Genomic DNA, 23,975 nt, shown 5'->3' with positions numbered 1-23,975 from the left:
GAGGAACTGCGCGAGCAACCACAAACAAGCCGCGCGGCGAGCGCTTTAGGGAAGGGGCGGGTCAGGGGCCCCAACCCGCCGAAGGCGGTCCGGGGGCCCGGGGGCGGAGCCCCCGGCCCGAACCTCACCCCACCTCAGCCCCGCTGAATCCGAATCGTCGTCCATGCCCCGACATGCACCCGGTCCCCATCCTGAAGCGGCACCGGCACATACGGCTGAATCGGCTCCTCGCCCCCATTGATCGTCGTGCCGTTCGTCGAGTTCTGGTCGACGACCGCCCACGACCCGTCCGGCTGCTCCACCAGCACCGCGTGCTGGTGCGAGACGCCCGGGTCCTCCGGCGGCACCGCGAGGTCCACGTCCGGGGACTCGCCGGTGGAGTGCCGACGCCGTCCGATGGTGATCTGGTTGCGCCCGCTGAGCTGGATCTGCTGCTCGGGGGAGTACGCGGGAAGGTTCAGCCCGCCCGCCTCCGGACCGCTGCGCTGCATCATCGCCATGAAGTAGTCACGGTCCGGCCCCACGGTCGCGGACCAGTGCCCGCCACCCTGGCTGTGCCCCTGACCCTGGCCCTGCCCCTGACCCTGCTGGGGATACCCGTACCCACCGGGCTGCTGCTGCTGCGACGGCGGCGGCAGCATCCAGTCGTCGTCACCGCCACCGGCGTGCTGCTGCTGCCCGTGGCCCTGCTGCGGGTAGCCACCCTGCTGGTAGCCGCCCTGCTGCGGGTACGGCTCGGCCGGGCGGTTCATCTGCGAGGGCCGCGAACCCTGGTACTCGTACGGGTCGTGCCCCTGCTGCCCGTACCCCTGCTGCTGCATGTGCTGCTGCTGCGGCGGCTGCGCGTACGTGGCCTGCCGGGTGAGGAAGTTCCACCGGCACTCCTCGCAGTACGGCGCCATCGGCTCGCGCGGCGTGCGGCACTGCGGGCAGAGCTCGGCCTGCGCGGTGGCGTCGGGGCCGTACCCCTGGTCGGGCTGCGGATATCCGTAACCGGGACCGGGCGGCGGCGGGGGCGGCGGCACGGCGCCGGCCATGCGATGGCCGCAGACCTCGCACCAGTCGTCGGAACCCGACTGGTGTCCGTTCGGGCAAGTCGGCATGTCGGCGCTTCCCCCTCTCCTCGTCCGGCCCGCAGGCCGTACACAGCTGTTCGGTGTCTCTGTCGGTCACTAGAGACAGCTCGTGATCAAAAACGGTTGTACTGGATCTACTTCTTTACTCGGACGGTCTTCGTGGAACGGGTTTCGAGAGTCATCTCGTCCGCCTCCGCGACCTTCGCCTTCAGCCGCACAGTACCCGTCGCCTCGTCGACGACGTCCACCACCTTCGCAAGCAGTTTCGCAGTATCCGCGTTCCCCGACGCGGCCGCGAGCTGTACCGCCCGTCCCAGTTTGGCCGTCGCGCCGTCGAAATCGCCCGACTTCCGTGCATCCAGGCCCTGTTGGATTGCTTGTGCAAGTTCCGCCTGGCCCGTGTAGTGGGCGACCTGCGGATTGATGGAGGTGGAAGCCGCCATGTCGTCCGTCCACACCGCGCGCACCAGCCCCTGCGACAGTGTCTGCGGGGCGCCGCCCGCCGCGTCCGGGAGGATCAGCGAGACCCGCGCGGCCAGCATTTCCTGGCCCACACCGGCCTGTGGCACCTGGACGCAGACATGGTAGTCGCGGGACTCGTCGCCCCAGGAACCCGTCGGGTAGTCGCCCGCGCGGGGCCCCGCCTCGGTCCGCCGGCCGGTGAGTTCCTCGACCGTGGGGGCGACCTGCTTGACGAATTTGATCTCCACGCCGACCGGGGTCCACAGGCGCAGATTCACATCCGCGACCTCCTTGCCCATCGCGTTCTCCATCATCTGCGTGAAGTCCGCCGCGAGCCCCGACGGGTCGGCGACGATGTCCGCCGTACCGAGGAGCGCGGAGGCGATCCCTGTGACCTCCTTCACCTCCCAGTCCGTCCCCACCCCGCGGGCGTCGCAGGTGAAGCGGCCCGCGACGGCCTCCAGGGTGGCGGCCAGGTCCTTGGGCGACTCGTGCTCGTTGCGGCCGTCGGTCAGCAGGATGCCGTGCCGGATCGGCGCCTCGGAGGTGGCGAGCAGCCGGTCGGTCAACCGCAGCCAGGTGCCGATCGCGGTGCCGCCGCCCGCGGTGAGCGACCGCAGCGCCTCCTTGGCCTGGCTGCGGGTGCTCGGGTCGGCGACCGCCAGCCTGCCCTGGCCCGGGTAGACCTCCTTGGCCAGGTGGGTGCCGCCGACCACCGCGAAGGCGGTCCCGTCGCGCAGCGCGTCGATCGCCGCCGCGGTGGCGTCCCGGGCGCCGCGCATCTTCGTCGGCGGATAGTCCATCGAACCGGAACAGTCCACCATGATCACCACGGCCGCCGAGGGGGCGGCTCCGGATATCGGCGAGGGCGCGGCGAAGCCGCCCGCGAGGGGCGCGCCGCCGCTGGTGCCGCCACCGGTCGAGGTCACCGTGACGATCGCGTTGACCTCCCGGCCGCCCTCCGGCAGGAACTCGTTCTGGTACACGTCGACGGAGAACTGCGGCACGTTGGACTTGGCGAAATTGGCCATCGAATCGGCTCCTGGTGAGTCCTGCGGAGAGTGCGAATCCTGGGGGGTGGGGGTCGGGCGTCCGCGGCGTCCCCGGGAGTCCCGCGGGGGACGCCCTGTTACGCGTAGGCGGAGCCTGCCCCCTGCGGCAGCATCGGGAACGGCACGAGCGCCACTGTTACGTTGTCGTGGCCCCCGCCGTCGAGCGCGTGCCCGACCAGTACCTGCGCGCTGTGCAGCGGCCGGGTCCCCGCGTCGAGGGGGACCGCCTGGGCCATCTCGTGCGCGGACTCCGCGTAGTTCCACAGCCCGTCCGTGCAGACGACGACCACTCCCGGCCGGTCCGGCTTGAACGACGCCGTGTGCGGATCGATCTCGTACGCGTCCGCGCCCAGCCAGCCGGTGATCGCGTGCGCGCGCTCGTCGGCGTACGCCTCGGCCTCGCCCATCAGGCCCGCCGCCACCATCTGCGCGGCCCACGAGTCGTCCTCGGTGAGCCGGGAGGGCGGGGTGCTGCGGTCGTCCGGCACCCAGTACACCCGGCTGTCGCCGATCCAGCCCACGACCAGCAGGCCGCCCGCGACGATCGCGGAGACCAGGGTGCAGGCGGGCGCGTTCTGGTGGCGGTGCGGGTCGTGCTCCAGGGGAGCCTGCTGCGCGGCGAGCGTGTTGACCGCCTCGGCGGCCGCCAGGATCGCCTCGTGCAGCGCCTGCTGGGGGTGTGTGCCGCGCGGCAGCGCCTCCTGGAGGGAGGCGTTGGCGGCGGCAGCGGCGGCGGCGGACGCCTCGTCGGGGCGGGTCGCGGAGGACACCCCGTCGCAGACCACGGCGATCGTGGCGAGCGAGCCGTCCGCGAGGGTGGCCTCGGAGACCGCGAACGCGTCCTCGTTGCGGTGGTGGCGCAGCCCCCGGTCGCTGACCGCGGCGACCGTGCCCAGCTCGTACTCCTGGTGGTCGCGCTCGCGGGGCTGGGCGTGGCCGCAGTTCTCGCAGTAGCCGTCGGTGTCGATGCGCCCGGCCCGGCAGGCCACGCACACCTTCTGCCCGGCGGGCGCGGGCAGCGGGTAGTCCTCCACCACGGGCGGCTGCGGCAGCTGCACGACGGGCATGTCGGCGGTGTCCTCACCGCCGTCGTCCGCCGCCGGGGAGGACCTTGGGTGCCCGGCGCCGTCGACCGGGGAGCCGGGGGCCGGGGAGCCGGGCGTGGGAGCGCCGGGCACCGGGGTTCCGGGCGCCGGGGCGGGTGCGCCCGGGCCGTGCGTCCCGATGGCCACCGTCGGGCGGTCGGCCGGAGGCTCCGGCACCACCGTCAGGTCGTACCCGCACACCTCACAGAACGAGTCGCCCGCTTCCAGCGGCTCCTCGCAGCCGGGGCAGGCCGACAGCTGGTGCGTCTGCGACATCATCACACCCAAGTCCGGGGGCGGAGGCGGTTGGCCCGCTCCACCAGGTCGATCCTCTCGTCGCCGCGCTGCGCGAGCCGTGCGAGCACCCGGTACGAGCGTTCGAGCCCGAAGCGCAGGCCCCGCTCGTCCAGCGGGCTGCCGAGCAGCGCGGTCTGCACGGGGCGGGCCCCGTGCCCACCGGAGAGTACCCAGTCCAGTGCCGTACCCAGCACTTCGGTGGCCAACTGCTCACGGCGCACCGCGTCCAGACCGAAGCCCTGGAGGGCCTCCACCTGTGCGGCGGACGCCAGTAGATCGTCGATCAACGGCTCGTGCGCGGCGCGCCGCCGCAGCCTCGCCCGGACGGCCGCCACACGTGCCGCCGTGTAGTGGATCGACGCTTCCGGCACCGACTCCAGCGTCCGCACCGAACCGGTCCGGTCGCCCGCCGCGAGCTGCACCCGGGCCAGGCCGAAGGCGGCGCTGACGTAGGCGGGGTCCGTCGTCCACACCAGGCGGTAGTACTCGGCGGCGTTGTCCAGCTGGCCCAGCACCTCCGCGCACACCGCGAGCGCCAGCTTCGGCGCGGCCTCGCCGGGGAAGGCGTCGTAGATCGCGTCGAAGGACAGCGCGGCCGTCTCGTTGTCGCCCGAGGTCAGGGCGGCGACGCCGCGGTACCAGACCACCCGCCAGTCGTCCGGGTACGCGATCTCCAGGTCGGCCAGGGTCTGCGCGGCGGTGGATGCGTCGCCCATCTCCAGGCGGGCCCGCAGCTCGCGCAGCCGCCGCTCCACCGAGTCGCCCGGCGCCTGCTGGAGCGCCGTGATCAGCTCGGCCGGGGCGGAGGCCATCAGACCGGCCAGGAACCCGGCGTTCGGGTCGTTCGGGTCCACCCGGGGCACCGGCAGGGCCAGCGCGGTGGTGGCGGCGTGCAGGGGCATCAGGTACGTCGCGGCGTTCTCCGGCGCGACCGAGACGGCCGTGCCGGGGGCGACCGGGGGCGCGCCGGGAGGGGCCTGGGGTGCGGGTGGGGCGCCCGGTGTGCCGGGGGCCTGGGGCGGCACCTGGAGCGCGCCCTGGGTGGGGGCGTACGCGACGGCCTGCGCCGTGGTCGGGGCGGACTGCTGGGCGGGGATCAGCGCCGGGGCGCTGGGCTGGGCCGGGAGCTGTGCGCCCCGCCTGGTCCGGCGCGGCGCGGGCAGCGAACGTACGCCCAACTGCGAAACGGAACCCGTCAGTTCGGCGAACAGACCGGTGTCCGTGACCCGCAGCTCCGGGCCGAACAGCGTGGACAGCGACGGCCGGGGCCTGCCCGTCTGGAGCGCCACGACCTCCCGCAGCACGCCGGTCAGCTGGTCGGCCATCTCCGAGGCGGACGAGAACCGGCGGGCCGGGTCCGGGTCGGTGGCGCGCACCAGAAGGCGGTAGAAGGACTCGTACTGATGGAAGACCGGAATGTTGTCCGGGTCCGGGAGGGAGTCCACGAAGACGTTCGTGTAGCCCTGGAAGTCGAAGGTGAGGACGGCGAGCGTGCGCGCCACCGTGTACAGGTCGGAGGCGACCGAGGGGCCCAGCTCGGCGACCTCGGGGGCCTGGTAGCCGACCGTGCCGTAGATCGCGGACTCGTCGTCGTCCATGCGGCGCACCGCGCCCATGTCGATCAGCTTGAGCTGGTCCTGCTGCTGGATCGCGTTGTCGACCTTGAAGTCGCAGTACAGGAGGTTGCGGCTGTGCAGGTGGCCGAGGGCTTCGAGCGCCTCGATGCCGTACGCACAGGCCTGTTCGACCGGCAGCGGGTCGCGCTTGCCGCCGGTGTCCCGGCGCTCGTTGGCGATCTCCTTGAGCGACTTGCCGCCCACGTACTCCATGACGATGTAGCCGTCGAGGGAGCCGGTGCGGGTGTCCAGGTGCTCCACGAAGTTGTAGATGCGCACGATGTTGGAGTGCTCGATCTCCGCCAGGAAGCGGCGCTCCGAGATCGCGGCGGCCATCGCGTCCTGGTCGCCCGTGTCCAGGAGGCCCTTGAGGACCACCCAGCGGTCGGAGACCGCCTTGTCGACGGCGAGGTAGACCCAGCCGAGACCGCCGTGCGCCAGACAGCCCACGACCTCGTACTGGCCGTGCACCACGTCGCCCGTGCTCAGCTTGGGGACGAAGGAGTACGGGTTGCCGCACTTGGTGCAGAAGCCCTCCGTGCGGCCGGTCTTGGTGCCGCGGGAGCGGCCCACCGGGGCACCGCACTCGGAGCGCGAGCAGAACCGCTTGCGCTCGGGCACCTCCGGGTTCTCCATGATCGCCGTACGGGGGTCCGGGCGCGGCACCTCGGGCACGCTGACCAGGCCCGCGCCGAGCCGGTTGCGGCCGGAGGCGGCGGTGGAGGTGCCGGAGGAGCGCACGGAGACCGAGCGGGACGTCGTCGAGCCGGTGAGCGCGCGCGAGAGCCTGCCGGAGACCGAACGGCGGGAGGTCGCCGAGCGGGAGGAGCGGGACGCCTGGGAGGAGGCGCGCGAACTGCTCTGTACCGAGCTGCTGTTGGAGCCACGGGAGCCCCGGGACGAGGCCTTGCCGCCGCCCGTGATGCCGGTGGCGGTCGCCGCGATCATGCCGTTCGGCGACACCACGGGGGCGAGCCCGCAGGTGTCGCAGTACAGCTCGCCGCCGCCCATGTCCTCGTAGGAGCCCCCGCAACCGGGGCGCTGGCAGGTCGTACTCATCAATTACCCCCGTTGGTGCGGTCGTTGGGGCCCTGGGCCGGGCCGGCGGGTCCGGTGGGGCCGGTGTGTCCCGTGGGTCCGGCGCCGGCGGGTCCGGTGGGCCGTGGTGCGAGGACGTCCCGCGCCGTCTCCTGGTAGCGCAGCACCGCCTGCTCGGCGACCCGCAGGTCGCAGGGCGCGCTCCACAGCATCCGGCGGGCGGCGTCGTAGCGCTCGATGAGCTGCGGGTCCTCGGCCATGCCGTGCCGGGCCACCTTCGCCCGGTACGCGTCCAGCCTGCCGCGCAGCTCGGCACGCACGGCCAGCGGGGCGGTGACGGCCGTCAACGACTCGCGGGCGCGCAGCAGTTCGCTCTCCGCATCCCGCTCCAGGGAGTCCAGGAGCGGGGACAGCCGGTGCCACTGGGCGCGCCTGCGGTACTCGGCGGCCGTCGCCAGGAGTTCCTGGAGGGCGGTCGGCGGGCCGCTCACCGCGGGCACCTCGGACGCGGCGATCTTCGCGAGCACCTCGCCGCGCGCCGACCGGGCCTCGGTGAGGGTGCGGTCCGCGCGGGACAGCACGTCCCGCAGCTGCACGAGGCGCTGCTCGGCGTCCTGCCGTACGGTCAGTACCGCGTCGACCTCCCGGCGCACCTCCTCCAGGGCGCGCGCCGCACGGTCGTAGCGGTCGGTGTCGGGGCGCCCGCCGCCGGGGGCGGAACTGCCGGGCGCGGGACGCCAGAAGGCGAGCGGGTCGGACACCACCTGGGCGCGCAGCAGCGTCAGCTCCTGGGTGATCGACTCCAGGTCGTCGCCCGCCGGATGCTCGCCGGGGCGCACCCCCACCGAGTGCGCCAGCGAACGGGTGCGGTGCAGCTCCGCCGCCAGCAGGTCTATCCGGGCGGGCAGCGCCGACCACACCGCGTCGGCCGCCACGACCATGTCGAGCGACGACGCGTACAGCTCGTTCATCCGGCCGACCAGGTCGGCGAGCGAGAACTGCTCGGACAGCTTCGCCGGACCCGTGATCGACGAAGGGGCGCCGTGCGTGTGCGCCCCGCCGGAGACGGTGACGCCCGTGCCGGTGAGGACGTCGGTCAGCTCGACCAGGTCCTCGCGGCTCGGCCAGCGCCGCCGCGCGCGCACCTCACGGGCGCCTTCGAGGGCCGCGGCGTACGCGTCGAAGTACGTCCACAGCAGCGTGATCGACTGCTCGGCGGAGGCCCACCGGTCCTTGGTGACCCCGGTCAGCTCCGCTCCCTCCAACAGGCGCCGGCCGGCGTGGTCCTGGAGGGCGAGCAGCGACGTCTCGATCGCCTCGTGCTCGGCGGCCAGCCGCGCCAGGGCGCGGTCGGCCCGGTCCCGGTCGAGCACCGGTCCCTGGGCACTGCCCGCCGAGCCGGGGGACGATCCCGCGACGCCCATCGATCACCTCTCCTGCCTCGTGTGTCTGCTGCCTCATGTGTCTGCGTGTACGGGTGTACGGGTCCTGCCGGGCCGCGGCCGTCAGTCGAGGAACTTCGGGGCCGGAGGGCCGGTGAGCCCTCTGAGGTCCTTCGACAGCCACTGGCGGTACGACTCCTGCCACGGCCCCTTGCCGTAGGCCGCCAGCACCTTGTTGATCCGGCGCACCAGGTCGGTGGCCTCCTTGTTCGTCGCGACGGCGTAGAACTCGGTGGTGAACGGCTCCGTGCCCTTCAGCTCGACCGCCGGGTCCTGCGCGGCCTGGCTGGCGGCCAGGGCGTTGTCCGTGACGATCGCGTCGACCTGGCCGAGCTGGAGCCGCACCAGGCAGTCCAGCTGGTTGGGGACGAGCAGCTCCGGCGTGTTGAACAGCGCGCCGTGCGAGTCCGCCTTCATGGCGTCCAGGGCCGTGGAGCCCTTGGCCATGCAGACCTTCTTGCCCTTGAGGGAGTCGTCGTACCCGGTGATCGTGGACCCCTTGGGGGCCAGCACCTGCTGTCCCGCCTGGAAGTAGGCGTTGGAGAAGGCCACCTTCCCGATCCGGTCGCAGTTGACCGTCATCGTGCGGACCACGATGTCGATCTTCCCGGCCTGGAGCAGCGGGATGCGCTGACTGGTGGGTATCGCCCGGTAGATGACGGCGTCCTCGCTGCCCAGCACCTCCTTCGCGATGGCCTTCACGATGTCGATGTCGAAGCCCTCCAGCTTGCCGGAGGCCGGATTGCGGTAGCCCCAGCGGAAGCTGTTCTGGTCGACGCCCGCGATCAGCTTGCCGCGCGCCTTGATCTTCGCGATCGTGGCGCCGTCCGCCGAGGCCGGGCGCAGGCTCCGCTCGGGCTCCTGGCAGGCCGGGGCCTTCGCGGCGGCCTGGGCGGCCGTACCGCTCCCGGCGGACACCGTGTCCGCGCCGCCGTGCTCGGCGGGCAGCGGCAGCACCGCGACGCCCGCCGTCAGGGCCACCGCGGCCGCCAGCGCGACGAGGCCGAGCCGCCAGCCGCCGCGCAGCGTACGGGCGGCCGGGCGCGCCGAGGCGTCCTCGCGCCCGCCGGTGTGCGCTCCCGCGCGCCCGCCGGTGTGCGCCGACGCGTCCTGGCGCCCGCCGGTGTTCCCGGCACCGGGTCGTGCTCCGTTCTCCCTCATCGCACTCCCTCCGGCAGCCGCGTCCTCGTGCGCACCGTGCGCGTCGTTTCCCTTCATCCCCCGCATCACCTGAACTCCGAAAGCCTGCGCCCGATGCCCAGCAGCGCCGCACCGGCGGCCAGTACGGCCAGTACGGCCGCCCCGATCGCGAGCCCCGACAGGGCGCCCCGGCCGTCCTCGGCCGCCTCGGTGAACTCGCGCTGCTCCCACTCCAGGGCCGATGCCAGCGCCTGGTCGACCTTGACGAAGGACTGGCCGGTGGAGTTGCTCTCGCCGATGACCTTCTTCAGCGCGGCGTCGTAGTCGCCCTGGTCGTCGGTGGCGCGGGCGTCCTTGTGCTGGGTCTTCCAGACCTTCACGCTGTCCGCGGCCTTCTGCACGGGGCCCTTGCCCCCGTCGTCGTCGGCGAGCTGCCCGGCCCGGGTGAGCTGCTTCTCCAGGTCGGCCATGCCGCTCGTGTAGTCCGCCTCGTACTTGTCGCCGCCGGCGGCGGTGGAGACCGCGCCGCGCGAGACCAGGGTGAGGTTCTCGTTCGCCCGGGCCTGCAGGGAGCTGATCCGGGCGTCGCTGAGCACCTTCAGCGATTCCTGCCCGTACGTCCGGGAGTCGCCCAGCCCGGACGACGCCAGCGTGTGCCCGACCACCAGCCACAGCAGCACCGCGACCGAGGCGACGGACGCCCCGAGCAGACCGTGATTGAACACCCGGTTGGTACGGCGGTAGTTGCGCAACTGGGCCCAGCCGAGGCCGCCCAGCGCCAGCACCCCGAGCCCGAGCGCCACGTACGGCCAGGCCGTCGCGTCGTCGTAGTCCCGGTAGAGGCGGTCCGTCTCCTCGTCGTACAGCTTCTTCGCGGCGGGCAGCAGCTGGGTCGTCATCTGCTCGTTCGCGTACCGCAGGTAGGCGCCGCCGAGCGGCAGGCCCTGGCGGTTGTTGGCGCGGGCCCGCTCGATGAGGCCCGTGTACTGGGGGAGCCGCTGGTTCAGCGTGGCGATCTGCTGACCCGACGTGCTCGTGCCGGAGGTGTTCGCCGCGGCCTTGACCAGCAGGCGGGAGGCCTCGGCGATGTCGTCGTTGTACTGCTTGATCACCGACGGCGGCTCCTGCGCGCCCGCGAGGAAACCGCTGGCGGCGGCCGTGTCGGCGTCGGCGAGGGAGCGGTAGATGCTCGCCGCGTCGGCGGACAGCGGCTGACTGCGCGTCACCACGTCGTCGGCGGCGGACTTCCGGTCGGCCACCTGCCAGGCGGTCACCGCGCCGAACGCGATCACCAGCACGGCCAGCACGGCCCCGATGACCCGCAGCCGGCCCGGCTCGGTCGTCGCGGCGGCGCGCAGCCTGTCCCGGCCCTCGGCCCAGGCGCTGCCGCGGGCGGGCGGTGGGTGGTGCGGTGGATACGGCCCGGGCGCGGGCGTGCCGGACGCGGTCGTGCCGGGCGCGGATGCGCCGGACGCGGTGGGCGTCACAGCCACGGCGGTCCCCCCTGGGCCGCCCATCGGCGGGTGTGCCACGAGACCTCCCCCTCGGTCGTGGACGGCTGGCCCGCCCTCCGGCGGGCCCCCTCGACATGAATACGTCGGAGAGATCCGTTTGGTTCCCGTTCGGAACCCGGGAGGGGGTCCGGTCGTTGCCCAATTCGCGCCAGGGACATGCCACTTAACGGCTGATCCTATGCGGCAGAGGGTACGCGGGCCATGGCCTCCCGACGGGGGTCCGTCTCGTCCCCATATGGCCGGGAGTTGAGCCCCCTTGGGCGACGAGGCCACCCTTCCCCCTCAGCCCCCTTGGGGCGACGGAGCCGCCCCTCCCCTTCCCCCGTAGCCCCCTTGGGCGGCGGGGCCGCCCCCCGGGGGCGGGACGGGCGGGCAAGGGGGCGGCCCCTCCCGCTCCCGGCCCACCCGGGTGCCGCCCCTGCCCCAGCACCTGTGCCGGACGCGCGTCCAAAGGAGCCCCGGCCCACCCCGTACCGGACGATCGCCTCGCAGGGGCCGAGCCACCCCCCGTACCCCCGCCTACGCGTATTGCGCCCGCAGCTCCCCCCGCACCTCCCCGTCCGCCCCCACCACATCCAGCCCCAGCAGCGCCGCCCCCAGCACCGGCGCCGCCGTCACCACCCGGATCTCCGCCTTCGGCGCCCGCTCCGTCAGCAGCGAGCGAATCCGCCCGTCCAGCTCCGGATGCCGTGCCGCCAGCACACCCCCGCCGAGCAGCACCGGCGCCGCCTCCTCCAGCAGCCCGAGCCGCCCCAGCGCGACGGACGCCATCGCGACCACCTCGTCCCCGAGCCGGTGCACCAGCCCCCGCGCCACCGCGTCCCCGGAGGCACTCACGGCGAACACCAGGGGGGCCGCCTCGTGCAGCCGTACCGACGGAATCCGCCCCAGGTGCAGGGCCTCCACGAGGGCGTACATCGACTCCACGCCGTAGTGCGCGGGCAGCACGGTGGCCAGGGCCGTCGGCTCGCCCCGCCCGTCCTCCGCCCGCGACGCGAACCACATCGCCTCGTCGGCGAGGCCCCCGCCGCCGCCCCAGTCCCCGGAGATCTTCCCGATCGCCGGGAAGCGGGCGGTGCGCCCGTCGGGCAGCATGCCGACGCAGTTGATGCCCGCCCCGCAGACCACCGCGACACCGCGCGGCTCGTCCACCCCGGCGCGCAGGATCGCGAAGGTGTCGTTGTAGACCTCCGTGGTGTGGCCCCAGCCGCGCGCCTGCACGGCCGTCGCCAACTCCCGCTCCTCCACGGGGAGGTCGGCATTGGCCAGACAGGCGGACACATGGTCGACGCCGGTGACACCGGCCGCGTCCAGGGCCGCCCCGACCGCCTCCGCGAGCGCGTCGACGGCCACCTGCACGCCCACCAGAGGCGGCTGGAAACCGCCGCCCCTGCCGGTGCCCAGGACCCGGCCGTCCGCGCCGATCACGGCGACGTCCGTCTTGCTGTTGCCCGCGTCGATCGCGAGGACGCTGCCGTCCTCGTACCGGTGCGGGGGAGTGCTCACGCCCACGCCAGGTGCTCCCTGTTGTGCGCGATCAGCTTGTCCGTGAGCGCCTCCGCGTACTCGAACTGACCCACCAGGGGGTGCGCGAGGAGCGCCGCGAAAACGCGCTCCCTGCCACCGTGCAACGCTGCCTCCAGCGCGAGGTTCTCGTACGCCGTGACGTTCGAGACGAGCCCCGCGTACAGGGGGTTGAGCGGTGCCACCGCAAGAGGCGTCGCCCCGCTCGCGTCGATGCGCGCCTGCGTCTCGATCACCGCGTCGTCGGGCAGGAAGGGCAGGGTGCCGTTGTTGTACGTGTTGACCACCTGCACCGGCGACCCGCCGCCGCCCAGCAGTCCGGACGCGAGGTCCACCGCCGCCTCCGAGTAGAACGCACCGCCGCGCTTGGCGAGCAGTTCCGGCTTCTCGTCGAGCGTGGGGTCGCCGTACAGCGCCAGCAACTCCTTCTCCATGGCCGCCACTTCGGCCGCCCGCGAGGGCTTGGTGCCCAGCTCCCGCACGACCTCGTCGTGCTGGTAGAAGTACCGCAGGTAGTACGAGGGGACGACGCCGAGGCGGTCCACGATCGCGCGCGGCATGTGCAGGTCCGCCGCGATCGCGTCACCGTGCTCGGCGATCAGCTTCGGCAGCAGGTTCTCGCCGGTCGGGCCGCCGAGTCGCACCCCCAGCTCCCAGGTGAGGTGGTTGAGGCCCACGTGGTCGAGGTGGACCTCGGCGGGCGTCACGTCGAGCAGCTTGGCGAACTTCCGCTGGAAGCCGATCGCCACGTTGCACAGGCCGACCGCCTTGTGCCCCGCCTGGAGCAGGGCGCGGGTGACGATGCCGACGGGGTTGGTGAAGTCGATGATCCAGGCGTCGGGGTTCGTGCGGCGGACGCGCTCGGCGATGTCCAGGACCACCGGGACCGTCCGCAGCGCCTTGGCGAGGCCGCCCGCGCCCGTCGTCTCCTGGCCGACGCAGCCGCACTCCAGCGGCCACGTCTCGTCCTGGTTGCGGGCCGCCTGGCCGCCCACCCGGAGCTGGAGCAGCACCGCGTCGGCGTCCGCGACGCCCCGGTCCAGGTCGGAGGTGGTGGTGATGGTGCCCGGGTGGCCCTGCTTGGCGAAGATCCGGCGGGCCAGGCCGCCCACCAGGTCCAGGCGGTCGGCCGCCGGGTCGATCAGGACGAGCTCGGTGATCGGGAGCGTGTCCCGCAGCCGGGCGAAGCCGTCGATCAACTCGGGGGTGTAGGTGGAACCTCCACCGACTACTGCGAGCTTCATGAGGTGGTGACCTAGCCCTTCACTCCGGTCAGCGTGACACCCTCGACGAACGCCTTCTGGGCGAAGAAGAACACGAGGATCACAGGGGCCATGACCAGTACGGTCGCGGCCATGGTTAGATTCCAGTTGGTCTGGTGCGCGCCCTTGAAGGACTCCAGGCCGTAACTCAGCGTCCACGCCGCCGGGTTGTCCGACGCGTAGATCTGCGGTCCGAAGTAGTCGTTCCACAGGGCGAAGAACTGGAACAGGGCGATCGCCGCGATGCCGGGCTTGGCCATCGGCAGCACGATGCGGATCAGCGTGCGGAATTCGCCGCAGCCGTCCACCTTCGCCGCGTCCAGGTACTCGTTGGGGATGGTCAGCAGGAACTGCCGCAGCAGGAAGATGGAGAACGCGTCCCCGAATGCCAGCGGAATGATCAGCGGCCACAGGGTGCCGGTGAGGTCCAGCTGCTTCGACCAGAACAGGTACATCGGGATGATGACGACCTGCTGCGGCAGCATCATCATCGAGATCACCAGCAGCAGCGACAGATTGCGGCCGCGGAAGCGGAACTTGGCGAGCGCGTACGCCACGGGGATCGACGAGAGCACCGTCAGTACGGTGCCGAGCCCCGCGTACAGCAGGCTGTTCTTCCACCAGGTGAGGAAGCCCGGTGTTTGGAAGACCTTGACGTAGTTGCCCCACTCCCAGGTGTGCGGCACCAGGTCGCTGGTGAGCGCCTGTGCATCGCTCATCAAGGAGGTGAGGAAGAGGAAGACGAACGGCAGCAGGAAGAACAGTGCCGCCGCGATTCCCAGGGAGTGGACACCGATCCAGTGCAGCGCGGCCTTGCGGCGTGCGGTGCGGTGTGCCGGTGTGGGCGCGTCCGTGTTGAGCGGTCGCTCAAGTGTCGTGGTGGACATGGAAGTTAGTCACCTGCCTGGAGGAGGCCGCCGCGACGTCGCATCAGCAGGGCCGTGAAGGCCATCGCCAGGACGAACAGGACGAGGGCGGCGACCGCGGCGGAGCCGTAGTCGAAGCGCTGGAAGCCGAGGTTGTAGACGAGCTGCGGCAGGGTCAGGGTCGACTTGTCCGGAAAACCGGGCTCCACCTGCTGGCCCGAGTTGCCGATGATGCCGGAGGCGACCTTCCCCGCCACCAGGGGCTGGGTGTAGTACTGCATCGCCTGGATGACACCCGTGACGACGGCGAACATCACGATGGGCGAGATGTTCGGCAGCGTCACGAAGCGGAACCGCTGCCAGGCGGAAGCGCCGTCCAGCTCCGCCGCCTCGTACTGCTCCTTCGGTACGTCGAGCAGCGCGGCCATGAAGATGACCATCAGGTCGCCGATGCCCCACACCGCGAGGATGGTGAGCGCGGGCTTGGAGAAGGCCGGGTCGGTGAACCAGTCGGGGGTGGGCAGGCCCAGGTCGCCGAGGATCGCGTTGACCGGCCCGGTGCCCGGGTTCAGCAGGAAGACGAAACCGAGGGTGGCCGCCACCGGGGGCGCCAGGTACGGCAGGTAGAAGAGGGTGCGGAAGATTCCCGTACCCGTCTTGATCTTGGTGATCAGCAGGCCGATGCCGAGACCGAAGACGACCCGGCAGAACACCATCACCACGACCAGCCAGAGGGTGTTCCTCATCGCGGGCCAGAAGTTCGGGTAGTTCTCGAAGACGTACTTCCAGTTGTCGAAACCGTTGAAGGTCGGCGCACCGAAACCGTCGTACTTCGTGAACGAGAAGTACAGGGTGGAGATCAGTGGGTACGCGAAGAACACCGCGAAGCCGATCAGCCACGGCGACATGAAGGCCGCCGTACGAAGCGCTGACTTCCTGCGCTTCGTACGGAGCGTGTTCGTGGTCATGGGAGGACTACTTCGCCTTCGCGATGTCGGTGTCGATCTGCTTCGCCAGCTTGTCCAGACCCGCCTTCAGGTCCGTCTCGGTGCCCTTCTCGTACTGGTAGCCGAAGTCCTGGATGGTGTTCAGGTACGTGGCGCCGTTGACCGCGCCCGCGGCCGTGTTGGACTTCGGGTTCTGGGCGATGTCGATGAAGGTCTTGAACTCCGGCTCGATCTTCAGGTCGGGCGACTTCAGCGCCTCGAAGGTCGAGGGCACGTTGTGGATCGCGTTGGAGAACTCCACGACCGCCTTGGTGTCGGTCGTCATGAACTTCACCAGCTCCCACGCGGCGTTCTGCTTCTTGCTCTGCGGGGCGATGCCCATCACCGTGCCGGACAGGTAGCCCTTGCCGTACGAGTCCTTCTGGCTGTCCGGGACGGGCATCGGCGCGACACCGATCTTGAACGGGGTCTTGGCGTCCTTGGCCATCCCCAGCCGCCACTCGCCGTCCAGCTGCATCGCGACCTGGCCGGTGTGGAAGGGGTGCTTCGCGCCGAACTCGTCACCGAAGGTGTTGCGGAACTTCTCCAGCTTCTGCAGCCCGCCGAGCTCGTCGACCAGCTTCTTCTGCGTGGTGAACATCTCCGCGAACGCCGGGTCCTTGGCGACCTGCGACTTTCCGTCCTTGTCGAAGTACTCCGGGCCCCAGGAGCCCAGGTAGTGCTCGGTGGTCGTCTCGTAGCCGTGGAACGCGGGCATGAAGCCCAGCTGCTCGTAGCCGTCGCCCTTGGTCTTCGTCAGCGCCTTCGCGACCGTCAGGAGCTCCGAGTACGTCTTCGGGGCCTCCTTGATGCCGGCCTTCTCGAAGGCGTCCTTGTTGTAGTAGAGGCCGTACGCGTCCGCCAGCAGCGGCAGCGCGCAGCGCTTCCCCTCGAACTGGGTGTAGTCGAGCATCACCTTCGGGAAGGTCTTCTCCAGGTCCAGCTTCGACTTCTCGACGAACGGCTTCAGGTCCGCGAAGGCGCCCGAGGAGCAGAACTTGCCGATGTTGGAGGTGGTGAACGACGACACCACGTCCGGGCCCTTGGAACCGCCGCTGCGCAGCGCCTGGTTGAGCTTGTCGTCGTTGATGTTGCCGACGACGTTGACCTTGATGTTCGGGTGCGCCTTCTCGAAGCGGGCGACGTTCTCCTGGATCGCCTTGACCTCGTTCGGCTGGGCCCAGCCGTGCCAGAAGTTGATCGTGGTGTTGGCGTTCGGGTCGTCCTTCGCGGTGTTCTCGCCGGAGCCGGCACAGGCGGTGGCGAGAACGGATATCGCGGCGACGGCGACAGCGGCTGCGGTCAGACGGCGGTTTCTGCGCATGACAAAGCTCCCTGGGGCAGGACGGGGCAAGGGAATTGCGGGGCGGACAACGGACGGGGGCGGTCGGGGTCTAGCGGGACGAGGTGTCGAACACTTCGTCGCGGGTGGCCTCCAGGGCGCTCTGCAGCGCACCTCTCAGCACGGGGTTCTGGTGGATCTCGCCGAGCACGAGACGGGGACGGGGCGCGGCCAGATCCGCCAGCTCCGTCTGCACGAAGGCCCGCAGCGGCTCACCGCCTGCGGCGGTCAGCGCTCCGGACAGGACGATCAGTTCGGGGTCCAGCACCGCCACCACGGACGCGAGTCCCACGGCCAGGCGGTGCGCGTACTCGGGCAGCAGCCCGGCCGTCCCGCGCTCCCCGCGCGCCGCGCGCGACAGCAGGTCGACGGCCACCTCCAGAGCGGGCTGCTCCGGCGTCTCCACCCCGAGCCGCTTCGCGATCCGCGGTACGGCGACGGGGCCGGCCAGCTCCTGGAAGCCGCCGCCGTTGGCCTTTGCCACCCGGCGGATCAGCGGGGCGCCCGGCACCGGCAGGAAGCCGACCTCGCCCGCGCCGCCGGTCCAGCCGCGGTGCAGCCGCCCGCCGAGGACGAGGGCCGCACCGAGACCGGCCTCCGCCCACAGCAGCACGAAGTTCTCGTGGCCCTTCGCCGCGCCGAGCCGCTGCTCGGCGACCGCCGCCAGGTTCACGTCGTTCTCGTACTCCACCGGCATCGGCAGCACCGCCGCCAACTCGTCCAGCAGCGTGGGGGAGTGCCAGCCCGGCAGGTGCGAGGCGTACCGCAGCCGCCCGGTGCTCGGGTCGAACGCGCCCGGGGTGCCGATGACGATCCGGTGCAGGTCGGACGTGGTCAGACCGGCGTCCTTCGCCGCACCCTCGACCGCCTGCGTCACCTGGCGTACGACACCCGTCGACGCCCGTCCGGGGGTGGCCAGTTCGAAGCTGCCCACCGTTTCGCCGGTGAGGTCGGCGACGGCGGCCCGGATGCGGCCGGGGGTGACGTCCAGGGCGGCGACGTGCGCGGCGCTAGCGTTGACCGCGTACAGCTGCGCGCTGGGGCCCGGACGGCCCTCCGTGGTGCCGGTGGCGACGACCAGTCCGGCGGCCTCCAGACGGGCCAGGAGCTGCGAGGCGGTCGGCTTGGAGAGCCCGGTCAGCTTGCCGATCCGGGTGCGGGAGAGGGGGCCGTGCGCCAGCAGGAGGTCGAGCGCCGCACGGTCGTTCATCGCTCGCAGCACACTCGGTGTGCCCGGAGTCGTGGCCATGACGACGTCACCCGCCTTTCGGCTGCCCGCTCTCCCAACCACGTTGTTAGGAAAGTTTCCTATTCGGTGGGAGGAACGTAAGGCGCAGGTGAAAGGGCCGTCAATGGGGAGCGCCCCCGAGGCAACCAAAGCGTTACCTGCGGGGGCGCGGAAGTGTCTTCTTGGGGCTGTTGTGCCTCGTGCGTGCCTCGTGTGTGCCGTGTGCGGCACGAAGTCGGGCGTACCGGTGCCTACTTGTTCAGGTTCGGATGCGCCGCCGGGGCCGGTGTCGCCGGACCCGAGCCGGGCGTGGCACCGGCGGGCGGGATCGGGTTGGACGCCATCGCCTGCGGGGACAGCGGGTTGGCCATCGCGGAGGGGGCGGCGACGCCCGCCGACGGGTCGGCCGGGTCCTCCTCGATCACCGGCGCGGGACCGCCGACGATGCGGATGCCCGCCTTGTCGAAGGCGTCCTTGACCCGCCAGCGCAGCTCGCGCTCCACGCCCAGCGCCTTGCCCGGCATCGTCTTCGCCGACAGCCGCACGATCATCGAGTCCAGCAGCACCGAGTCCAGGCCCAGCACCTCGATGGGGCCCCACAGCCGCTCGTTCCACGGCTCGGCCTTCGCCATGTCGTCGGCGACCTCGGAGAGCACCTCGCGGATCTGCGCCAGGTCCTCCGACGGGCGCACCTGGACGTCGACGCCCGCCGTCGCCCAGCCCTGGCTCAGGTTGCCGATCCGCTTGACCTCGCCGTTGCGCACGTACCAGATCTCACCGTTGTCGCCGCGCAGCTTGGTGACGCGCAGACCCACCTCGATGACCTCGCCGGAGGCCACCCCGGCGTCGATGGTGTCGCCGACGCCGTACTGGTCCTCCAGGATCATGAAGACACCGGACAGGAAGTCGGTGACCAGGTTGCGGGCGCCGAAACCGAGCGCCACACCGGCGACACCCGCCGACGCCAGCAGCGGCGCCAGGTTGATGTTCAGCGCACCCAGCACCATCAGTGCCGCGGTGCCCAGGATCAGGAACGACGCCACCGAACGCAGCACCGAGCCGATCGCCTCGGAGCGCTGCCTGCGGCGCTCCGCGTTCACCAGCAGACCGCCGAGCGCGGTGCCCTCCACCGCCTGCGCACTGTTGTTCATGTGCGTTATCAGCTTGGTGATCGTGCGCCGGATCACCGACCGCAGCACCGTCGCGATGATCACGATCAGCAGGATGCGCAGGCCCACGTTCAGCCAGGTGGACCAGTTCTGCTCCACCCAGCTCGCGGCATTGCTCGCCTTCTCGGCGGCCTCGTCGAACGTGACGGGATCGGCGGGCGGATCTGCGACCAGTAGGGCGGACCAGGACACCTCGGGCACCTCCATGCGATGTGGCAGACCCACCACACTAACGGGGCAATGCGAAGCCTCCGGTTGACAGTGGGGCGGCGGGCCTGTGGTTCCCGACACCCCCCGGGCCGGTTCCACGCTGTGACACACAACACGTGTGGCCCGTTACGCGGACGTGGTGGCGCCACGACCAGGCATGAGGGGAGACTGTTCGGGAATCGTCCCGGCGCGAGCCACGCGCCGCCGGCGTCCAAGGAGGCATCCGTGCCGCATGTCCTGGTCCTCAACGCGTCGTACGAGCCCCTCGGCGTCGTACCGCTCCGCCGCGCGCTCGTCCTCGTCCTGGAGAACAAGGCCCTGTGCCTCGAGGAGTCCGGCGCCTTTCTGCACAGTGCGACCCGAGTCGTCCCCGCTCCCAGCGTGGTCCGGCTGAAACGCTTCGTGCGGGTCCCCTACCGGGGGCCCGTTCCTCTCACCCGCCGTGCGCTTTTCGCCAGGGACGGCGGGCGCTGCATGTACTGCGGTGGCGTCGCAACCAGCGTCGACCACGTCATCCCACGCAGTCGCGGCGGACAGCACGCCTGGGAGAACGTGGTGGCGGCCTGCCGCCGCTGCAACCACGTCAAGGCCGACCGGCACCTCATGGAGCTCGGCTGGCGACTGCGCCACCAGCCCGCCCCGCCGTCGGGGCTGGCCTGGCGCATCATCGGGACGGGGCACCGCGATCCGCGCTGGCTGCCGTACCTGCAACCCTTCGGCGCCGACGACGCCCTGGCCCGGAGCGACGGCATCTCCGCCTGAGACCGGGATTTTTTGTCCCTGACGTGCGTCGGGGGGACACGGGCGTCGGCCCGCGTCCCCCCCGACGCACGCTCACTGCGCGACCGCGTACACCTCGACCGACCACAGCGAGTACCCGAACCGGGTCGCCCGCTCGTCGCCCTGCACCCGCACGAACTTCGCGTCCCTCGCGTCGAAGCGCACCGTCTCCCTGCCGCCGCGGCCGTCCCTGACGGTGGCCGCCGTGCGCCAAGTGCGCCCGTCCGCCGAGACCTGGACGCGGTACGCCGTCGCGTACGCGTCCTGCCAGCGCAACGACACCCTGCCCACCCGGGTGGGGCCCGCCAGCTCCGCCTGCCACCAGGCGGACGCCCCGACGGGCGAGGACCAGCGGGTGTCCGCCCGCCCGTCGGCGGCGGCGGACGCCGGGAAGTCCGCCGTCTCGTCCCCCGACGAGGAGATCCGCGCCGTACGCGCCAGATCGGGTCCGGCCGTGCGCGGCGCGACCCGTACCGTCAGCGTCTGCTCCACCCCGTCGCCGAACGACACCGGCACCCGGTACTCGCCCGCCGGGGTGCCCTGGGCGACCTTCACGTCCAGCGGCACCGAGGTGTCCGTGCCGCGCGGCACGACGGTCGCCCCGGGCGCGAGCACCTCGATGCCCTTGGGGGGCTTCGCGACCAGTTCGCCGCGCACCTCTCCCGGCCGCTGACCGGTGAGCGCCGCCCGCACCCGCACCGGGGGGCCGCCGATCTCCGCATCGATCTCCGCCCGCGACAGCGCCAGCCTGGCCTCCGGCTCGTCCGCGAACCACGGCACCATCCGCTGCACCCGGGGCGCCTGCCGCTGCCACGCGAGCCGCACCGCGTCCACCCGGGTGCCGCCCACCGGCGTCTGCGTCCAGCCCTCCGCCGTGAGCGCCCCGACGCGCCGCCAGCCCTCACCGGGCACGTGCACCTCCACGGCGGCGTCGGTGGCACCGGGGTCGGCCATCGTCGTGACCGCCGACACCGGACGCGCGTGTTGCAGGCGCACCGTGTACGTGCCGGGGCCCTGGGTCACCTCTCCCGGTTCGCGGTCCGCCCCCGTCCACGCGGCGCCCTGCCGCACCGCCTTCGACAGGAACGGGTCCAGCACCCCCTTGCCGACGGTCACCCGGGGCGCCTTCAGCGCCGTACGGGAGGCGTCCAGCGCCCGCGAGTGCCGCCAGGCGGTGGCGCCGTCGCCCACGGCCTGCGCCTGGAGCATGTCGACGGCCTGCTCGCCCGCCTGCCCGTACCGGGCGAACCGCTCCAGCCAGGGCCGCACCTCGTCGTCGAAGGAGCCCCCGGCGGCCGCGCCGAGCCGCTTCGGGGTCTCCTTCATCACGGTGAACGCGGCCCGCAGCCGCTGCGCCGCCGCGTTGCGCCGCCCGGTGTCGGAGGAGGCGCGGGACGCCCAGAACGCGTCCATCAGGGGGCGCAGGTACGCCGACTCGTGGTGCGGGTCCAGGATCGAGGAGGCGTGGTTCCCGGCGAACGCGCGCATCGCCTCCCGGGCCTTCGTGTCGTCGCCCGCCAGGTCGTCGATCGCCGCCTGCCAGGACTCCTGCGGCTGGTAACCCCGCGGGTTCCAGGCGAAGTCGGCGGCCGTGAACAGCGGAATGCGGGACGCGGAGGGCTGCTCCATGGCGTTCGACAGCAGGGCGGCGCTGCGGCCCGCCACGGCCGGTTCACGGCCCGTGTAGGGGCCGAGGAAGATACGGTCCTGCGCGTAGTCGTTGACCGGGTAGTTGTCCATCGTCACCAGCGGATGCCCGAACGCCTCCCGGGTGGTGACCAGTTCGCGCCCGCTGATGGTGCGCGGCACCACGCCCACCCCGGTCCACGCGACCTGCACCCGCCCGTCCAGCTCGGCCGCCAGCGCGCGCCGGTACTCCGTCGTACCGTCCTGGTAGAACTCCGTCGGCATCAACGACAGGGGCTCCGCGCCCGGATACCGCTGGGCGAGGTGGCGGGCCACCGCACTGGCCACCCGCGCGTGTGCCTTCGCCGCCGCCGCGGGGCCCGACCCGAACACGTCGGCGTCCTGCCCGCAGTGCCACTCGCTGTAGCTGACGTCCTGGAACTGGAGCTGGAAGACCCGCACGCCCAACGCCCACATGGCGTCCACCTTGCGCACCAGCGCGCGCACGTCCCGGTCGTCGGACATGCACATTGCCTGCCCCGGCGCCACCGCCCATCCCAGCGTCACGTGGTTGCGCCGCGCGTGCTCCGCGAGCACCCGGAAGGAGGTGCGCTCGGCGGCCGGGTAGGGGTCGCGCCACAGTGCCTGGCGGTACGGGTCGTCCCCGGGCGCGTACAGATAGCGGTTCTGCTTGGTGCGGCCCATGAAGTCGATCTGGGCGAGCCGTTGTTCGGTGGTCCAGGGGCGCCCGTAGAAACCCTCCGTCATGCCGCGCACGGCCGTCCCCGGCCAGTCCCGCACCGTGACACCGGCGACGGTGGTGCGTTCGCCGCCGCTGCGGATCAACTGCCGCAGCGTCTGCGCCGCGTGGAAGAGGCCGTCCGTGCCGACGCCGTCCAGCGCCACCGTGTCCCGGCCCTCGACCTGTCCCACGGCGATCCGGTAGCCCCCTTGTGGGAGGTCGCCCAGCGCCGGTGCGCGCAGCGCGGTCATCGCCTCGTCGGCGGCCCCCGCCCGTACGACCAGACCGCGCGGCGGCAGCGCCTCTCCCGGTGCCACCTCGTACAGGGTGTGCGCGCCCGCGCCCCGCAGCACACTGCGCACCGCGTCCACCGCGTACGGATCGCTGCCGGGGGCCACCACCAGCACCGCCTCGTCGCCCACCGGCACACCGGCGCCGGCCGCACGCATCGACTGCGGACGCGGCCACACCGGTGGCAGCGCGCCGTCACTGTCGTGGTCCCTGGTCGCGGGAGTGGGTACGTCCGGGGCGGGCGGAGCGGCCACCGCGCCCGGCGCGCCGCCGAGCAGAGAGCCCATCACGGCGAACGCGACGGCGGTCGCGCCCCTTCTGCGCCCCAACTGCACGCCGAACTCCTCTGGCTCAAGTGCCGTCCACCGCTGCGCGGTATTGATCGTTCCGTGACCTGTGCGCGCCGAGCCCATCACCCGTGCGCCGACAGTGTCAATGCGAGCGCCGCCTGCGCCGCCCGGGGGTTCTGCCCGCTCACGACGGGTGTGCCGGACAGTCTGCGGCCGTACGTCCGATTCCTTCAACTTCTTGCGTCAACTCCCCACCGGGGGAACGAATGTGACCCGGCTCACGTTCATGCACCGGAAAGGTCTGCGGCTCCGCCCTCTGGGTAGAGACGCTGAAGTCCGCGTCCCCCACCGAGGGAGGCCCCCGTGGCCGCTTCCGCCCAGCTCCTCCTGTCCGCCCTGTCCAAACAGGTCTCGGGCCCCGACGCCGTCCTCGACGGGTCGTGCGCCTGCGGCTGCGGCGCCGAGCCGCCCCTCACCAGCGAGCCGCCGCTCGCCGATGCCGCGCCGCTCACCAGTGAGCCCCCGCTCACCGACGCGACGCCCCTCACCAGCGAGCCGACGTCGTACGGCACCGCATCCGGCACGGAGTACCAGTACCCGGGGGTCTAGATGGCCGCAGCAGGGGGAACGGCACCGGACGACCGGCCGCCGGTACCGCGCGATCCGTCGGGGGCGCCCGCCGCACCGGGCCGACCCGCCGAACCCGAACAGACCACCACCCCCGACCCACCACGGCCGCGGGACCACCCGGCTGAGGCGGTCCGGGGCGAACCCCCTGCCGATGAGCGCGTGGCCCCTGGCGCCCTTGCGCGGGACCCGCTCGCCGGGGCCCTGACGGGCACCACCGCAGCGGAGCCGCCGGGCTCCGCCGCCGGTGCGCGGGAGGACTCCGCCGCCGAAGGGCGGCCAGACCCCGCCGACGGGGTGCCGGGCCTCC

General features: G+C 72.2%; 17 protein-coding genes. 2 read left to right on the top strand and 15 right to left on the bottom strand.

Annotated features, from left to right (window positions below; translation table 11 throughout):
- Positions 1–134 precede the first annotated feature (134 nt).
- The 14 genes from ACIO3O_RS20215 to ACIO3O_RS20150 form a co-directional block, all read right to left on the bottom strand.
- Positions 135–1,103 (bottom strand): FHA domain-containing protein, encoded by a 969-nt coding sequence (locus tag ACIO3O_RS20215; protein WP_401747604.1) that lies wholly within the window; start codon positions 1,101–1,103, stop codon positions 135–137.
- A gap of 107 nt (positions 1,104–1,210) precedes the next feature.
- Positions 1,211–2,569 (bottom strand): VWA domain-containing protein, encoded by a 1,359-nt coding sequence (locus ACIO3O_RS20210; protein WP_401747601.1) that lies wholly within the window; start codon positions 2,567–2,569, stop codon positions 1,211–1,213.
- Positions 2,570–2,667: 98 nt separating this feature from the next.
- A complete protein-coding gene (locus ACIO3O_RS20205; RefSeq protein ID WP_401747598.1) occupies positions 2,668–3,951 on the bottom strand; it encodes a PP2C family protein-serine/threonine phosphatase in 1,284 nt (427 codons plus the stop codon).
- A gap of 2 nt (positions 3,952–3,953) precedes the next feature.
- Complete coding sequence (locus ACIO3O_RS20200) at positions 3,954–6,647, bottom strand: tetratricopeptide repeat protein (protein ID WP_401747596.1); 2,694 nt, start codon at positions 6,645–6,647, stop codon at positions 3,954–3,956.
- Positions 6,647–8,050, bottom strand: coding sequence for a hypothetical protein (locus ACIO3O_RS20195; protein ID WP_401747593.1), 1,404 nt, complete (start codon positions 8,048–8,050; stop codon positions 6,647–6,649). The genes ACIO3O_RS20200 and ACIO3O_RS20195 overlap by 1 nt, the downstream gene beginning before the upstream one ends.
- An 81-nt stretch (positions 8,051–8,131) precedes the next feature.
- Positions 8,132–9,286: a glutamate ABC transporter substrate-binding protein gene (locus ACIO3O_RS20190; protein ID WP_401747590.1), complete on the bottom strand. Its 1,155-nt coding sequence runs from the start codon at positions 9,284–9,286 to the stop codon at positions 8,132–8,134.
- An 8-nt stretch (positions 9,287–9,294) separates the two neighbouring features.
- A complete protein-coding gene (locus tag ACIO3O_RS20185; RefSeq protein ID WP_401747587.1) occupies positions 9,295–10,740 on the bottom strand; it encodes a hypothetical protein in 1,446 nt (481 codons plus the stop codon).
- A 501-nt stretch (positions 10,741–11,241) separates the two neighbouring features.
- Positions 11,242–12,228, bottom strand: coding sequence for an N-acetylglucosamine kinase (locus ACIO3O_RS20180; protein WP_401747584.1), 987 nt, complete (start codon positions 12,226–12,228; stop codon positions 11,242–11,244).
- Complete coding sequence (locus ACIO3O_RS20175) at positions 12,225–13,490, bottom strand: 6-phospho-beta-glucosidase (protein ID WP_401747581.1); 1,266 nt, start codon at positions 13,488–13,490, stop codon at positions 12,225–12,227. The genes ACIO3O_RS20180 and ACIO3O_RS20175 overlap by 4 nt, the downstream gene beginning before the upstream one ends.
- 11 nt (positions 13,491–13,501) lie before the next feature.
- Positions 13,502–14,395: a carbohydrate ABC transporter permease gene (locus tag ACIO3O_RS20170; protein WP_401747578.1), complete on the bottom strand. Its 894-nt coding sequence runs from the start codon at positions 14,393–14,395 to the stop codon at positions 13,502–13,504.
- Between the two features lie 5 nt (positions 14,396–14,400).
- Positions 14,401–15,342, bottom strand: a complete 942-nt coding sequence (locus tag ACIO3O_RS20165) for a carbohydrate ABC transporter permease (protein WP_401747576.1) — start codon at positions 15,340–15,342, stop codon at positions 14,401–14,403.
- Between the two features lie 7 nt (positions 15,343–15,349).
- Positions 15,350–16,684 (bottom strand): ABC transporter substrate-binding protein, encoded by a 1,335-nt coding sequence (locus tag ACIO3O_RS20160; protein ID WP_401747574.1) that lies wholly within the window; start codon positions 16,682–16,684, stop codon positions 15,350–15,352.
- A gap of 70 nt (positions 16,685–16,754) precedes the next feature.
- Positions 16,755–17,951 (bottom strand): ROK family protein, encoded by a 1,197-nt coding sequence (locus ACIO3O_RS20155; protein WP_401747571.1) that lies wholly within the window; start codon positions 17,949–17,951, stop codon positions 16,755–16,757.
- A 230-nt stretch (positions 17,952–18,181) separates the two neighbouring features.
- Positions 18,182–19,291, bottom strand: coding sequence for a mechanosensitive ion channel family protein (locus tag ACIO3O_RS20150; protein WP_401747568.1), 1,110 nt, complete (start codon positions 19,289–19,291; stop codon positions 18,182–18,184).
- 243 nt (positions 19,292–19,534) lie between these two features.
- Between ACIO3O_RS20150 and ACIO3O_RS20145 the strand changes: the two genes are divergently transcribed.
- Positions 19,535–20,071, top strand: coding sequence for an HNH endonuclease (locus ACIO3O_RS20145; RefSeq protein WP_401747565.1), 537 nt, complete (start codon positions 19,535–19,537; stop codon positions 20,069–20,071).
- A 72-nt stretch (positions 20,072–20,143) separates the two neighbouring features.
- Here ACIO3O_RS20145 and ACIO3O_RS20140 read toward each other — a convergent pair whose 3' ends face one another.
- On the bottom strand, positions 20,144–23,083 hold the full coding sequence (locus ACIO3O_RS20140; protein ID WP_401747563.1) for a beta-N-acetylglucosaminidase domain-containing protein: 2,940 nt from the start codon (positions 23,081–23,083) through the stop codon (positions 20,144–20,146).
- Between the two features lie 318 nt (positions 23,084–23,401).
- On the opposite strand from ACIO3O_RS20140, the gene ACIO3O_RS20135 reads away from it, so the two are divergent.
- The gene (locus ACIO3O_RS20135; protein ID WP_401747562.1) at positions 23,402–23,647 is read left to right on the top strand and encodes a hypothetical protein; all 246 of its coding nucleotides are present in this window, start codon (positions 23,402–23,404) and stop codon (positions 23,645–23,647) included.
- The last annotated feature ends 328 nt before the right edge of the window (positions 23,648–23,975 follow it).

The organism is Streptomyces sp. NPDC087440 (genome assembly GCF_044744005.1).
In the GTDB taxonomy this organism is placed as follows: Bacteria; Actinomycetota; Actinomycetes; order Streptomycetales; family Streptomycetaceae; genus Streptomyces.
The sequence above is the reverse complement of the archived record's forward strand: the minus strand, read 5'-3'. Positions and strand labels throughout refer to the sequence as shown.

Excerpts from the sequence above, each read along its gene's own strand:
- ACIO3O_RS20215 (WP_401747604.1), bottom strand. The coding sequence starts at position 1,103 with ATGCCGACTTGCCCGAACGGACACCAGTCGGGTTCCGACGACTGGTGC.
- ACIO3O_RS20210 (WP_401747601.1), bottom strand. The coding sequence starts at position 2,569 with ATGGCCAATTTCGCCAAGTCCAACGTGCCGCAGTTCTCCGTCGACGTG.
- ACIO3O_RS20205 (WP_401747598.1), bottom strand. The coding sequence starts at position 3,951 with ATGTCGCAGACGCACCAGCTGTCGGCCTGCCCCGGCTGCGAGGAGCCG.
- ACIO3O_RS20200 (WP_401747596.1), bottom strand. The coding sequence starts at position 6,647 with ATGAGTACGACCTGCCAGCGCCCCGGTTGCGGGGGCTCCTACGAGGAC.
- ACIO3O_RS20195 (WP_401747593.1), bottom strand. The coding sequence starts at position 8,050 with ATGGGCGTCGCGGGATCGTCCCCCGGCTCGGCGGGCAGTGCCCAGGGA.
- ACIO3O_RS20190 (WP_401747590.1), bottom strand. The coding sequence starts at position 9,286 with ATGAAGGGAAACGACGCGCACGGTGCGCACGAGGACGCGGCTGCCGGA.
- ACIO3O_RS20175 (WP_401747581.1), bottom strand. The coding sequence starts at position 13,490 with ATGAAGCTCGCAGTAGTCGGTGGAGGTTCCACCTACACCCCCGAGTTG.
- ACIO3O_RS20170 (WP_401747578.1), bottom strand. The coding sequence starts at position 14,395 with ATGTCCACCACGACACTTGAGCGACCGCTCAACACGGACGCGCCCACA.
- ACIO3O_RS20165 (WP_401747576.1), bottom strand. The coding sequence starts at position 15,342 with ATGACCACGAACACGCTCCGTACGAAGCGCAGGAAGTCAGCGCTTCGT.
- ACIO3O_RS20160 (WP_401747574.1), bottom strand. The coding sequence starts at position 16,684 with ATGCGCAGAAACCGCCGTCTGACCGCAGCCGCTGTCGCCGTCGCCGCG.
- ACIO3O_RS20155 (WP_401747571.1), bottom strand. The coding sequence starts at position 17,951 with ATGGCCACGACTCCGGGCACACCGAGTGTGCTGCGAGCGATGAACGAC.